Source organism: Pseudomonas sp. CFBP13509 (genome assembly GCF_005233485.1).
In the GTDB taxonomy this organism is placed as follows: domain Bacteria; phylum Pseudomonadota; class Gammaproteobacteria; order Pseudomonadales; family Pseudomonadaceae; genus Aquipseudomonas; species Aquipseudomonas marginalis.
The window spans coordinates 202,254-215,805 of the sequence record NZ_QGAA01000001.1; the positions used below are offsets into that span (position 1 = coordinate 202,254).

Here is a 13,552-nt window from a genome sequence, read left to right on the forward strand (position 1 = left end):
ACGGCGCAAATCCAATGTGCGGGGTGGCTGGCGCTGTGTCAGGGATTCAGACGACAGCCCTGTCGATCCCCCAACCACCGCGCGCTGTGCGTACGCCCCAAGCCACTCGCCGTCACTTCACTGCGTTCCGGGTTATCGCTGAACCCACTGGTGGGCACGTACTGCTTCACATACCCCCGGCAATACTCGGCTGGATTGTTCGCCACATAGCGGCACGAGCAATACTCCTTGGCCGTGTACGCCGCGATGATGCCGGGGAAGGCTTGCAGGTTGACGCGCTCGTGCCAAACCCAGCCTGACAGGGCGAGCAACAGCACCAGAAAAAGGCTGGTAAACGGCCGACGACGCATCATGGTTGCACCGCCGCAAGCACGCGCTTGAGCAGTTCGTTGTGGCGGTAGCTGCCGTCGCGGTCATCGCCATAGCGCACGATCACCAGGTGTTCGTCGGGCATCACGTACAGCGCCTGTCCCCAATGACCGAGGGCGGCGAAGGTGTCGGCGGGGGCGTCGGGCCAGGGCCTCGGGGCGCCTTGGTTGAGCCACCATTGGCCACCGGGGACCGCTTCGTCCTGGCCGGCGGTGTATTTGTCGAAGGGTTGGCGGTTGAACACGACCCAGTCCTTGGGCAGCAATTGTTGATCCCCCCAGCGCCCGTCGCGGGCCATCAGCAGGCCGACACGCGCCAGGTCACGCGCGGTGAGGAACGCATAGGACGAGGCGACAAAGGTTTCGTCGGCATCGGTTTCCCAGGTGGCGTTGTGAATGCCCAGCGGCTTGAACAGCGCGTCCCAGGGGTAACTCATGTACGCCTTGTGCCCGAGCATGCCCTTGAGCGCGGCGGACAGGATATTGCTGTCGCCGCTGGAATAACGAAAGGCCTGGCCCGGTGCGCTGAAGGACTCAGTGCTGGCGGCGAACTCGGCCATATCGGCGCGACCACGGGTGTAAAGCATCGCCACCACCGAGGACTTCAGCGGCGCGTATTCATAGTCTTCCTGCCAGTCCAGGCCCGAGGCCCAGTGCAGCAGGTCGGCCATGGTCACCTTGGGGTGTTGTTTCATCGGCGGATAAAAGCGTGCTGCGGGGTCGGTCAGTTTGAAACGGTTTTCGCCGTAGGCCACGCCGAGCACCGTGGCCATCAGGCTTTTGCTGATGGACCAGGTCAAGTGTGGCGTGCTGGCCGTGGTCGGTGCGGCGTAGCGTTCATAGATGACCACACCGTCGCGGATCACCAGCAGCGCGTCGGTGCGAATGCCTTGGCGGGCAGTGTCGTCACGGGGCGGGAATGCATAGGCGTCAAGGGCTTCGACGGCGGGCCCTGCGAGTGGCGGGCCCTTGGCCCACTCCTTGTCGGGCCAGGTTTCAGCGCAGGCGGTAACGGTGACGAACAGCAGGGAAACGCACAGCAGGCCTCTGACCATGGACACACACTCAAGGGAGCATTCAAGCCCGCGAGCCTAGCCGAGGGCAATGACAGATTTGCTACAGAGACCCTGTCATCCAAGCGTCACCATAACTTCATGGAGATGACACCGGGGCTACATAGCCTGACTTTGGACAACAAAGTCGACCGGCCGAAACGTGGCTGGCACTCGGAGATTCGCCATGACTCAGATCGCCCGCATCAGCGACACCGGCAATGAACGCCGTCTGCAAGCCGAACGCCTGGTTGGCGCCAAGGCTTTGCAGGAAGCCCAGGCCCTGCGTTTCAACGTCTTCAGCGGCGAGTTCAACGCCAAGCTGAAAGGCGCGGAACACGGCCTGGACATGGATGACTATGATGTTCACTGCAGCCACATCGGCGTGCGGGACTTGAACAGCGGTCGACTCGTCGCCACCACCCGTTTGCTCGACCACCAGGCCGCCAGCACCCTGGGCCGGTTCTACAGCGAAGAAGAATTCAGCCTGCATGGCCTGCTGCATCTGCAGGGCCCGATCCTGGAAATAGGCCGCACCTGCGTCGACCCGGCCTACCGCAACGGCGGCACCATCGCCGTGTTGTGGGGCGAGTTGGCCGAAGTGCTCAACCAGGGCGGCTACAGCTACCTGATGGGCTGCGCGAGCATCCCGATGCACGACGGCGGCATCCAGGCCCACGCGATCATGCAGCGCCTGCGCGAACGCTACCTGTGCAACGAACACCTGCGCGCCGAACCGAAAAAACCGCTGCCGGCGCTGGACCTGCCGACCAACGTAATCGCCGAGATGCCGCCACTGCTCAAGGCCTATATGCGCCTGGGTGCGAAGATCTGCGGCGAACCGTGCTGGGATGAGGATTTCCAGGTCGCCGACGTGTTCATCCTGCTTAAGCGCGATGAGCTATGCCCGCGCTATGCGCGCCACTTCAAGGCGGCCATGTGATGAGCCGCCTGCGCGTGTACGGGCGCATCGCCCGGGTGCTGGTGGTAGTGGCGCTGGGCTTGAGCATGGCCAGTGTGTTTGGCGTGTTCGAACGCTTGGGCGTGGCCAACTCGATGGTGCGGCGCCAACGCTGGTCGCGGTTCTTCATGGCGCGGCTGACCAACGCCCTGCCCTTTCGCGTGACAGTGCACGGCGAGTTGCCGACCCAGCCCATGCTGTGGGTGAGCAACCACGTGTCCTGGACCGATATTCCGTTGCTGGGCGCAGTGGCGCCGATGTCGTTTTTGTCCAAGGCCGAAGTGCGCACCTGGCCGGTGGCCGGCTGGTTGGCGGCCAAGGCCGGTAGCTTGTTTATCCGTCGCGGTTCGGGCGACAGCCAGTTGATCCGCAAGCAGATGACCCGCCACCTGGAACAACAGCACCCGCTGCTGATGTTCCCCGAAGGCACCACCACCGACGGCCGCAGCCTGCGCACCTTCCACGGGCGCTTGCTGGCCAGTGCGATTGACGCGGATGTGTCGCTGCAACCGGTGGCCATCCGTTATCTGCGCAATGGGCAGGTCGACCCGCTGGCACCGTTCATTGGCGATGACGATTTGCTCTCGCACCTGATGCGCCTGTTCGGCAATGACCAGGGCGATGTGGAAATCCATGTGCTCAAGCCGATTGCCTGCGCCGGGCAGGAGCGTGCGGCGCTGGCGTTCCAGGCGCAGCAGGCGGTGCAGAAGGCGTTGTTTGGGCCGGTGCCGGAGACTGAACAAGTGCATGCTCGACCGGCTTTTGCAGCCTGAGATGTGAACACAGTTCAAATGTGGGAGGGTCGCACCGCCCCTCCCACATTTTAGCTTTGTGTTGTCAGGTGGTTATGCGCGAAGGCTTGCAGTTCGGGGTAGAAGATCCGGAAGTCCTCACTCAGCGGCTCATACAACACCCGCAACTCCTGCATCGCATACCCCAATGCCTCAGGCTGCGTCAGCCGCCGCGAAATCCCGCGCAACACCGGCTCCATCACCGCAAACTCGCGGTACGACCCCAACCAGTCATCCGCCGCCATATACGGCGCTATCTGCGCCAGCCGCCCCGGCAACTGTGGTTCGGCCGCCAGCACGCGGTACACCTGCGAGGTGAAGTGCTCCAGGGGCTGGTCGGCGTACAGCGCCCAATCCCGCGCCAGGCAGTGATCGAAGAACACATCAAGGACAATCCCGGCATAGCGCCGGCGGGTCAGGCTGAAGCGCGACAACGCCTTGCCCACCAACGGGTGGCTGTCGGTGAAGCGGTCGATCGAGCGATGCAACTGGATCGCCGCTTCGATTGGCGGGCTGAACTGGCCCAGCAGGCGGCCTTTGACAAAGTCGCCGTACAGGCTGCCCAGCAGTTGCGCAGGAAGTTGGCCGCCCAGGTGCAGATGTGCGAGATAATTCATGCCGCGCAGTCTAGCACTGGCGCCAATGTATCGTTATAACCCGATATACCGATTCAGCCTGAGCTCAGAGCAAATTCATATTGGTATATCGGGATATAACGATTTAAAGTTCGCCTCATCGCGATATAACGCTTTACGACACCGAGCACCTGCCATGTCCATCGACCTCGACGAAATAATAAAAGCCCTGGCGCACCCAGTACGACGAGACATCCTCACCTGGCTGAAAGACCCGAAAGTGCAGTTCCCCGAGCAAGTGCACAACCACGAATACGGCATCTGTGCCGGGCAGATCGACCAGCGCTGCGGCTTGTCCCAGTCGACCGTGTCGGCCCACCTGGCCACCTTGCAACGGGCGGGATTGATCAGCAGCCAGAAGGCCGGGCAGTGGCACTTTTTCAAGCGCAATGAGGAAGTGATCCAAGCCTTCCTCGCGGCGCTTACCACTGAACTCAGCGCTGAAATCAGCGCGACGTTGTAACAAGGAAACGATAATGCCCCTCTCGCTACTCATCCTGGCCCTGAGCGCCTTCGCCATCGGCACTACCGAGTTCGTGATCATGGGCCTGCTGCCCGATGTGGCGGCGGACCTCGGCGTGTCGATTCCCGGCGCCGGCTGGCTGGTCACCGGCTATGCCCTGGGCGTGGCCATCGGTGCGCCATTTATGGCACTGGCCACCGCCAGGTTGCCCCGCAAGGCGGCCCTGGTAGCGTTGATGGGCATCTTCATTATCGGCAATCTGCTCTGCGCCCTGGCCAGTGACTACAACGTGCTGATGCTTGCCCGTGTGGTCACCGCGTTGTGCCACGGCGCGTTCTTCGGCATCGGTTCGGTGGTCGCCGCCAACCTGGTGCCGGCCAACAAGCGCGCTTCGGCCGTGGCCCTGATGTTCACCGGTTTGACCCTGGCCAACGTGCTTGGTGTGCCACTGGGCACCGCGCTGGGCCAGGAAGCCGGCTGGCGCTCGACCTTCTGGGCAGTGACGGTGATTGGGGTGGTGGCGTTGATCGGCCTGATCCGCTTCCTGCCAGCCAAGCGTGACGAAGAAAAACTCGACATGCGCGCCGAACTGGCCGCCCTCAAGGGTGCCGGCATCTGGTTGTCGCTGAGCATGACCGCGCTGTTCGCCGCGTCCATGTTCACCCTCTTCACCTATGTTGCGCCGCTGCTCGGCGATGTCACCGGCGTGTCGCCCAAAGGCGTGACCTGGACCCTGCTGCTGATCGGCCTGGGCCTCACCGTGGGCAATATCATCGGCGGCAAGCTGGCGGACAAACGCCTGGCAGCCACCCTGATCGGCGTGTTTATCAGTATGGCGGTGGTGTCCACCGCGCTGACCTGGACCAGCGTCGCCGTGATCCCGACCGAGATCACCCTGTTCCTGTGGGCCACCGCTTCATTTGCCGCCGTACCTGCGCTGCAGATCAACGTGGTGACCTTCGGCAAGGCCGCGCCGAACCTGGTGTCCACCCTGAACATCGGCGCCTTCAACATCGGCAACGCCCTCGGCGCCTGGGTGGGCGGCAGCGTGATTGCCCACGGTTTCGGCCTGAGCAGCGTGCCTCTGGCGGCAGCGGCCCTGGCGATCCTGGCGCTGCTGGTAACCCTGATTACTTTCCGTCAGGGCGGCGATGCCGACCTGGCCCCTGCGACCCACTGATCAACTTCAAAGAGAAGGGTGTTTTCCCATGACGACTATTTTCGATCCGATCAAACTGGGCGACCTGGAGCTGTCGAACCGCATCATCATGGCACCGCTGACCCGCTGCCGTGCCGATGCCGGCCGCGTACCCAACGCGCTGATGGCCGAGTACTACGTGCAACGCGCTTCCGCCGGGCTGATCCTCAGCGAAGCCACTTCGGTGACACCGCTGGGCGTGGGCTACCCGGACACGCCGGGCATCTGGTCCAACGACCAGGTGCGCGGCTGGGCCAATATCACCAAGGCCGTGCATGGCGCAGGGGGCAAGATCTTCCTGCAACTGTGGCACGTCGGCCGCATTTCCCACGCGTCCTACCTGAACGGCGAAACCCCGGTGGCGCCGAGCGCGATCCAGGCTAAAGGCCACGTCAGCCTGGTGCGCCCATTGGCCGACTACCCGACGCCGCGCGCCCTGGAAACCGCTGAAATCGCCGACATCGTCGACGCTTACCGCACCGGTGCCGAGAACGCCAAGGCCGCAGGCTTTGATGGCGTGGAGATCCACGGCGCCAACGGCTACCTGCTCGACCAGTTCCTGCAAAGCAGCACCAATAAGCGCACCGACAACTATGGTGGCTCCCTGGAAAACCGTGCACGCCTGCTGTTGGAAGTGACCGATGCGGCCATCGAGGTCTGGGGCCCTGGCCGTGTGGGTGTGCATTTGGCACCGCGCGCCGATGCCCACGACATGGGCGACGACAACCTGAAGGAGACCTTCACCTACGTCGCCAGCGAGCTGGGCAAGCGTGGTATCGCCTTCATCTGCTCCCGTGAAAAGGCAGGTGCGGACAGCCTCGGTCCTCAATTGAAAAAAGCCTTTGGCGGCGTGTACATCGCCAACGAACGTTTCACCAAGGACAGTGCCAATGCCTGGCTGGCCGAAGGCAAAGCGGACGCCGTGGCCTGGGGTGTGCCGTTCATTGCCAACCCGGACCTGCCAGCACGCCTGAAAGCCGATGCGCCACTGAACGAAGCGCATCCGGAAACCTTCTACGGCCAGGGCCCGGTGGGCTACATCGATTACCCGACGCTGCCGCTGTAATCGCCCGACACGCGAAACCAAATGTGGGAGGGGGCTTGCTCCCGATGGCGGTGCGTCAGTCACTGTATGTGTTGACTGAACCACTGCCATCGGGGCAAGCCCCCTCCCACATTGTTGCCCTGGGAAACACTCCTTAACAGCCTTGCAACAAAATCCCTACAAAATACTTAGGCGGCTATGTATCAACCGCCCGCCAGCCCGTATATAAAGTCACCCCACCCATCAGGCAGAAGGACGATTGACGGTCCTTAGGCTTTACTGTTGACACAACCTGATGCAATTACGCATTTTGTCTCAATTGCGCAGGCTGGGGCTCAGGCGCAGCATATCGAGCCCTGCATCCACCCAGCGTTCGGCTTCCTGATGTAGCTGGAAGCTGTCGGGTACCAGCAGCCACTGGCCAATCAGCCCGTTGATGTAGGCATGGATGCACACTGCGCCACGGGTGGTGTCGAGGTTTTCCGGAAGTTGCCCGCGATGGACCGCGTTGCGCAGTGTCAGGCCGATGCGCAGGTTGCATTCCAGGCTGTGGGTCTGGCGCTGACGGCGCATGTCGCACATTTCATCGGTGAATTCGCACTTATGAAACAAAATCTCATTGATGCGCCGGGTTTTCGGGTCCAGGGCCACCTGATGAAACAAATGAATCAGCAGCTTGCGCATGCACCCCAACGGGTCGACCTCGTCCTCGCTTTCACTGGCCCTGGCCAATTCGTCCAGTGGCTCATGCAGCGTGTCCAGCAGGGCCTGCAACAGATCGGATTTATTACTGAAGTGCCAATAAATCGCGCCCCGCGTGACACCGGCCAGCGCAGCGATATCCGCCAGCGTCGTCCGTGCAACGCCGCGCTCATAAAAGGCTTGCTCGGCGGCTTCGAGAATTTGGCTGCGCGTTTCCTGAGCTTCCTCTTTAGTGCGACGAACCATGGCAGTACAACCTCAATCAGGACACCTGAGACTATCGTTAACGCAGTGTTAATAGATGTTAACGATCATCCGAATATTTGTGGGACGACACCGTCATGGGCGCCGAACGTAATGGAATCGAGACTTTTGGCCTGCGTTGTCAACAATCCGCGAAGCCTGTCAAGAGTTTACAAACAACCATGAACGTAAGTATATTGCGTAGCAAGCTACTTATCCACTCACAGCTTGTTTTTTACCCTTCCACACTTCTTGTGCGCACCCTGCGCGCCTGACCCGAGGATCTTCATGCAACTTAAGCCAGCTGTTACCGCTCTGGTCACTGCCGTCGCCCTGGCATCGCTGCTCAGCGGATGTAAAAAGGAAGAAGCGGCTCCGCCCGCTCAAGCCCCTCAGGTCGGCGTGGTCACCATTCAACCGCAAGCCTATACCCTGACGTCCGAGCTGCCAGGCCGCACCACCGCCTACCGCATCGCGGAAGTTCGCCCGCAGGTCAACGGCATCATCCTCAAGCGCCTGTTCAAGGAAGGCGCGGATGTGAAGGAAGGCCAGCAGCTCTATCAGATCGATCCGTCGGTCTATGAAGCCACGCTGAAAAGCGCACAAGCCAGCCTGACCCAGACCAAGTCCATCTCCGACCGCTACAAGCAGTTGGTCGATGAGCAAGCCGTCAGCCGCCAGGAATACGACACCGCCGTGGCCAACCGCATGACTGCGGAAGCAAACGTGCAAACCGCCCAGATCAACGTGCGCTACACCAAGGTGTTCGCGCCGATCTCCGGGCGTATCGGTCGTTCTTCGGTGACCGAAGGCGCGCTGGTCAGCAATGGCCAGACCGATGCCATGGCGGTAATCCAGCAACTGGACCCGATCTACGTCGACGTCACGCAGTCTTCGGCTGAAATGCTGAAACTGCGCCGCGACCTGGAAAGCGGCCAACTGGAAAAAGCCGGCGCCAATGCCGCCAAGGTCAAGCTGACCCTGGAAGACGGCAGCGACTACGGCCAGGACGGCAAGCTGGAATTCTCCGAAGTCTCGGTCGACCAGACCACCGGCTCCGTGACCCTGCGCGCAGTGTTCCCCAACCCTGACCACACCCTGCTGCCGGGCATGTTCGTACACGCCCAACTGCAAGCCGGCGTGAACAGCAAGGCGATCCTCGCGCCACAGCAAGGCGTGACCCGCGACCTCAAGGGCATCCCGACGGCGCTGGTGGTCAACGCCGACAACAAGGTCGAGCAGCGTGTACTGGTGGCCAACCGCACCGCCGGCGCCTATTGGCTGGTGGAGAAAGGCCTGAACGCCGGTGACCGCGTGATCACCGAAGGCCTGCAGTACGTCAAGCCGGGTGTGGAGGTCAAGGTCAAGGAGGCTGACAACGCCAAGCCCGCCGGTTCCGCCGCTGCTCCTGCTGCCGCGCCTGGCCAAGGGGAGTAATCCATGTCGAAATTTTTTATCGACCGTCCCATTTTCGCCTGGGTAATTGCCCTGGTGATCATGCTGGTCGGGGCACTGTCGATCCTGAAGTTGCCCATCAACCAATACCCGGCCATCGCGCCAACCGCCATCGACATCCAGGTAACCTACCCAGGCGCGTCCGCACAAACCGTGCAGGACACCGTGGTGCAGGTCATCGAGCAACAGCTCAACGGTATCGACAACCTGCGTTATGTGGCCTCGGACAGTAACTCCGACGGCAGCATGACCATCACCGCGACGTTCAACCAGGGTACCAACCCGGACATCGCCCAGGTGCAGGTGCAGAACAAGCTGAACCTGGCGACCCCACTGCTGCCGCAGGAAGTGCAGCAACAGGGTATCCGCGTAACCAAGTCGGTAAAGAACTTCCTGATGGTGATCGGCCTGGTGTCGGAAGACGGCAGCATGACCAAGGATGACTTGTCCAACTACATCGTTTCCAACATCCAGGACCCGATTTCCCGGACCGCAGGTGTGGGTGACTTCCAGGTGTTCGGTTCGCAGTACGCCATGCGTATCTGGCTGGACCCGGCCAAGCTGAACAACTTCCAGCTCACGCCGGTGGATGTCAGCACGGCCATCTCGGCACAGAACGTCCAGGTGGCCACCGGTCAATTGGGCGGCCTGCCTGCCCTGCCCGGCAACCAACTGAACGCCACCATCATCGGCAAGACCCGCCTGCAGACGGCTGAGCAGTTCGGCAACATCCTGATGAAGGTCAATGCCGACGGTTCCCAGGTTCGCCTGCGTGACGTGGCGCGTATCGAACTCGGCGGCCAGAACTACAGCATCAGCGCGCAGTTCAACGGCAACCCGGCTTCCGGCATGGCGATCAAGCTCGCGTCGGGCGCCAACGCCCTGGACACCGCCAAGGCCATCCGTGCCACCGTGGCGTCCCTGGAACCGTTCTTCCCGCCTGGCATGAAGGCGGTGGTGCCGTATGACACCACCCCGGTCGTGACCGAATCGATCTCCGGTGTGGTGCACACCCTGATCGAAGCGATCGTGCTGGTGTTCCTGGTGATGTTCCTGTTCCTGCAGAACTTCCGCGCCACCATCATCACCACCATGACCGTACCGGTGGTACTGCTGGGTACCTTCGGGATCCTCGCGGCGTTCGGTTTCACCATCAACACATTGACCATGTTCGGCATGATCCTCGCCATCGGCCTGCTGGTGGATGACGCCATCGTCGTGGTGGAAAACGTCGAGCGGGTAATGGCCGAGGAGCACCTGTCGCCGAAAGAGGCGACGGTCAAGTCCATGGGCCAGATCCAGGGCGCCCTGGTGGGTATTGCCCTGGTACTGTCGGCGGTACTGTTGCCGATGGCGTTCTTCGGCGGCTCCACCGGTGTGATCTACAAACAGTTCTCCATCACCATCGTTTCGGCCATGGCGTTGTCGGTACTGGTTGCCCTGATCTTCACCCCGGCCCTGTGCGCCACCATGCTCAAGCCGATCGACCCGGAAAAACACGGCCAACCCAAGCGTGGTTTCTTCGGCTGGTTCAACCGCACCTTCGACCGTGGCGTACTGAGCTACGAGCGCGGCGTGGGTAACATGATCAAGCACAAGATCCCGGCGTTCCTGGTGTACGCCCTGATCATCGCCGGCATGATCTGGCTGTTCATGCGCATCCCGGCTGCGTTCCTGCCCGATGAAGACCAGGGCGTGATCTTTGCCCAGGTGCAGACCCCGGTAGGTTCTTCGGCTGAACGCACGCAAAAAGTCATCGACGACATGCGTGCCTATCTGCTCAATGACAAGGAAGGCGAACCAGGCGAAGGCAAAGGCGTGAAATCGGTGTTTACCGTGAACGGCTTCAACTTCGCCGGTCGTGGCCAGAGTTCGGGCCTGGCCTTCGTGATGCTCAAGCCGTGGGATGAGCGCGACTCGTCCACCTCGGTGTTCGAGATTGCCAAGCGTGCCCAGGGTTACTTCATGCAGACCTTCCAGGACGCCATGGTGTTTGCCATTGTGCCGCCGTCTGTACTGGAACTCGGTAACGCCACCGGTTTCGACGTGTTCCTGCAAGACCAGGGCGGTGTCGGCCATGAAAAGCTGATGGCGGCGCGTAACCAGTTCCTGGGCATGGCTGCCCAGAGCAAGATCCTGGCCGGTGTGCGCCCCAACGGCGTGAACGATGAGCCGCAATACGAGCTCACCGTCGACGACGAGAAGGCCAGCGCCCAGGGCATCACGCTGTCCAACATCAACCAGACCCTGGCGATTGCCTTGGGTGGCAGCTACGTCAACGACTTCATCGACCGTGGTCGGGTGAAGAAAGTCTACGTGCAGGGTGAAGCCGCCAGCCGGATGTCCCCGGAAGACCTGAACAAATGGTACGTGCGCAGCGACTCCGGGAAGATGGTGCCATTGTCGGCCATCGCCTCGGGCAAGTGGATCTACGGTTCGCCGAAGCTCTCGCGTTATAACGGTGTAGCGGCGATGGAAATCCTCGGTACCCCGGCACCGGGCTACAGTACCGGTGACGCCATGGCCGAAGTCGAACGCATCGCCAAGGAGCTGCCGGCGGGTGTGGGCTACGCCTGGACGGGCCTGTCGTATGAAGAACGCCTGTCCGGCTCCCAGGCGCCGGCACTGTATGCGCTGTCGCTGCTGGTGGTGTTCCTGTGCCTCGCGGCGCTGTACGAAAGCTGGTCGATCCCGATCGCAGTGATCCTGGTGGTTCCACTGGGCGTGGTGGGTGCGTTGATCGCCACCAGCATGCGCGGCTTGTCCAACGACGTGTTCTTCCAGGTGGGCTTGCTGGTGACGGTGGGCCTGGCGGCGAAGAACGCCATCCTGATCGTGGAGTTCGCCAAGGAACTCCACGAGCAAGGCAAAGGCATCGTCGAGGCGGCCATCGAGGCCTCGCGGATGCGCCTGCGGCCAATCATCATGACCTCCATGGCGTTCGTCCTCGGCGTGTTGCCGCTGGCGATCTCCTCGGGCGCCGGCTCAGGCAGCCAGCACGCAATCGGTACCGGTGTAATTGGCGGTATGATCACGGCCACGGTGCTGGCGATCTTCTGGGTGCCACTGTTCTTCGCGAGCGTGTCCGCCATGGGCGAACGTAACAAGACTGAACCTAAGCAAACTCCTCAAGAGGCTGGCCAATGAGCAAGTCGCTACTTTCCTTAGCCGTCACCGCATTCGTGCTCAGTGGCTGCTCGCTGATCCCTGACTACCAGCGCCCTGAAGCGCCGGTGGCAGCTCAGTTCCCACAGGGGCCGGCGTATTCGTCGGCCCAGGCGCCGGGCCAGGCCGCTGCCGAGCAGGGCTGGAAGCAGTTTTTCCATGACCCTGCCCTGCAACAGCTGATCCAGACCGCGCTGGTGAACAACCGTGACCTGCGTGTCGCGGCCCTGAACATCGACGCGTATGCGGCGCAGTACCAGATCCAGCGTGCCGACCTGTTCCCGGCCGTATCGGCCACGGGCAGCGGCAGCCGTTCGCGCACCCCGGCCAAGCTGTCACAGACCGGCGAATCGACCATCACCAGCCAGTACTCGGCCGGCCTCGGGATCAGTTCATATGAACTGGACCTGTTCGGTCGTGTGCGCAGCCTGAGTGAAGAAGCGCTGCAAAAGTACTTCGCCACTGAAGAAGCACGGCGCAGCACCCAGATCAGCCTGGTGGCCAGCGTGGCGAATGCCTACCTGACCTGGCAGGCCGACAAGGAACTGCTCAAGCTGACCCAGGACACCCTCGGCGCGTACGAGCAGAGCTTCAAGTTGACCTCGCGCAGCAATGAAGTCGGCGTGGCTTCGGCCCTCGACCTCAGCCAGGCGCGCACCTCGGTGGAAAATGCCCGCGTGGCACTGGCACGCTACACCCGCCAGGTGGCCCAGGACGAAAACAACCTGACCCTGCTGCTGGGCACCGGCCTGCCGGCGAATATCGCCAGCAAGCCGCTGTCGGATGACCTGCTCAGCGACGTACCAGCCGGGTTGCCCTCCGACCTGCTGCAACGTCGTCCAGACATCGTGCAGGCCGAGTACAACCTCAAGGCCGCGAACGCCAACATCGGTGCGGCCCGTGCAGCGTTCTTCCCGAGCATCAGCCTGACCGCCAGCGCCGGTACCGCCAGCCCTACCCTGGGCGGCCTGTTCAAAGGCGGTTCGGGCACCTGGTCGTTCGCCCCGCAGATCAACATCCCGATCTTCAACGCCGGCAGCCTGCGCGCCAGCCTGGACTATTCGAAGATCCAGAAAGAGATCAACGTGGCGAACTACGAGAAGGCGATCCAGACCGGCTTCCAGGAAGTCTCCGACGGCCTCGCCGCGCGTGAGACCTACAAGCAGCAGTTGGAGGCCCAGCGTGGCTTCGTCGCGGCCAACCAGGATTACTACCGCCTGGCCGAGCGTCGCTACCGCATCGGTGTCGACAGCAACCTGACCTTCCTCGACGCCCAGCGCCAACTGTTCAGTGCCCAGCAATCGCTGATCACCGACCGCCTGGCGCAGCTGACCAGCGAGGTCAACCTGTACAAGGCCCTCGGCGGCGGCTGGAACGAGCAGACCGCGAAGAACGAGCCGTTGAAAGAAGAAGCACCGGCGTTGAAGTTGTTCTGATAGCGCCGCAATAAACAAAAACCGCCTCCCTTATCAGG

12 protein-coding genes are annotated in these 13,552 nt (G+C 62.0%); 8 read left to right on the forward strand and 4 right to left on the reverse strand.

The window, feature by feature from the left end; all coding sequences use genetic code 11:
* Window positions 1–38: 38 nt before the first annotated feature.
* Window positions 39–353, reverse strand: a complete 315-nt coding sequence (locus tag PspCFBP13509_RS01035) for an amidase (protein WP_137211453.1) — start codon at window positions 351–353, stop codon at window positions 39–41.
* Window positions 350–1,423: a serine hydrolase domain-containing protein gene (locus PspCFBP13509_RS01040; protein WP_065928265.1), complete on the reverse strand. Its 1,074-nt coding sequence runs from the start codon at window positions 1,421–1,423 to the stop codon at window positions 350–352. Before PspCFBP13509_RS01040 ends, PspCFBP13509_RS01035 begins: the two co-directional genes overlap by 4 nt.
* Before the next feature lie 184 nt (window positions 1,424–1,607).
* Between PspCFBP13509_RS01040 and olsB the strand changes: the two genes are divergently transcribed.
* A complete protein-coding gene (olsB, locus tag PspCFBP13509_RS01045; RefSeq protein WP_027604385.1) occupies window positions 1,608–2,363 on the forward strand; it encodes an L-ornithine N(alpha)-acyltransferase in 756 nt (251 codons plus the stop codon).
* Entirely contained in the window at window positions 2,363–3,154 is a 792-nt protein-coding gene (locus PspCFBP13509_RS01050) for a lysophospholipid acyltransferase family protein (protein ID WP_065928266.1), read from the forward strand. The genes olsB and PspCFBP13509_RS01050 overlap by 1 nt, the downstream gene beginning before the upstream one ends.
* A gap of 50 nt (window positions 3,155–3,204) precedes the next feature.
* On the opposite strand, the gene PspCFBP13509_RS01055 is transcribed toward PspCFBP13509_RS01050, so the two are convergent.
* Complete coding sequence (locus PspCFBP13509_RS01055; RefSeq protein WP_065928267.1) at window positions 3,205–3,789, reverse strand: acyl carrier protein phosphodiesterase; 585 nt, start codon at window positions 3,787–3,789, stop codon at window positions 3,205–3,207.
* Window positions 3,790–3,943: 154 nt separating this feature from the next.
* Between PspCFBP13509_RS01055 and PspCFBP13509_RS01060 the strand changes: the two genes are divergently transcribed.
* From PspCFBP13509_RS01060 to PspCFBP13509_RS01070, 3 genes are read left to right on the forward strand one after another with little or no spacing between them, the layout of a single operon-like run.
* Complete coding sequence (locus PspCFBP13509_RS01060; protein WP_027604388.1) at window positions 3,944–4,270, forward strand: ArsR/SmtB family transcription factor; 327 nt, start codon at window positions 3,944–3,946, stop codon at window positions 4,268–4,270.
* Between the two features lie 13 nt (window positions 4,271–4,283).
* The gene (locus PspCFBP13509_RS01065; RefSeq protein ID WP_074844333.1) at window positions 4,284–5,450 is read left to right on the forward strand and encodes an MFS transporter; all 1,167 of its coding nucleotides are present in this window, start codon (window positions 4,284–4,286) and stop codon (window positions 5,448–5,450) included.
* A 28-nt stretch (window positions 5,451–5,478) separates the two neighbouring features.
* Window positions 5,479–6,534, forward strand: coding sequence for an alkene reductase (locus PspCFBP13509_RS01070; RefSeq protein WP_027604390.1), 1,056 nt, complete (start codon window positions 5,479–5,481; stop codon window positions 6,532–6,534).
* Between the two features lie 294 nt (window positions 6,535–6,828).
* On the opposite strand, the gene PspCFBP13509_RS01075 is transcribed toward PspCFBP13509_RS01070, so the two are convergent.
* Entirely contained in the window at window positions 6,829–7,461 is a 633-nt protein-coding gene (locus PspCFBP13509_RS01075; RefSeq protein WP_027604391.1) for a TetR family transcriptional regulator, read from the reverse strand.
* A 285-nt stretch (window positions 7,462–7,746) separates the two neighbouring features.
* Between PspCFBP13509_RS01075 and PspCFBP13509_RS01080 the strand changes: the two genes are divergently transcribed.
* Genes PspCFBP13509_RS01080 through adeC form a run of 3 tightly spaced genes read left to right on the forward strand, consistent with a single transcriptional unit; the run spans window position 7,747 to window position 13,514 of the window.
* Window positions 7,747–8,895, forward strand: coding sequence for an efflux RND transporter periplasmic adaptor subunit (locus PspCFBP13509_RS01080; RefSeq protein WP_065928269.1), 1,149 nt, complete (start codon window positions 7,747–7,749; stop codon window positions 8,893–8,895).
* Between the two features lie 3 nt (window positions 8,896–8,898).
* Window positions 8,899–12,060 carry an efflux RND transporter permease subunit gene (locus PspCFBP13509_RS01085; protein ID WP_065928270.1) on the forward strand — a complete coding sequence of 1,054 codons (3,162 nt, stop codon included), beginning with the start codon at window positions 8,899–8,901 and terminating at the stop codon, window positions 12,058–12,060.
* Window positions 12,057–13,514 (forward strand): AdeC/AdeK/OprM family multidrug efflux complex outer membrane factor, encoded by a 1,458-nt coding sequence (gene adeC, locus PspCFBP13509_RS01090; protein WP_027604394.1) that lies wholly within the window; start codon window positions 12,057–12,059, stop codon window positions 13,512–13,514. Before PspCFBP13509_RS01085 ends, adeC begins: the two co-directional genes overlap by 4 nt.
* Window positions 13,515–13,552 lie beyond the last annotated feature (38 nt).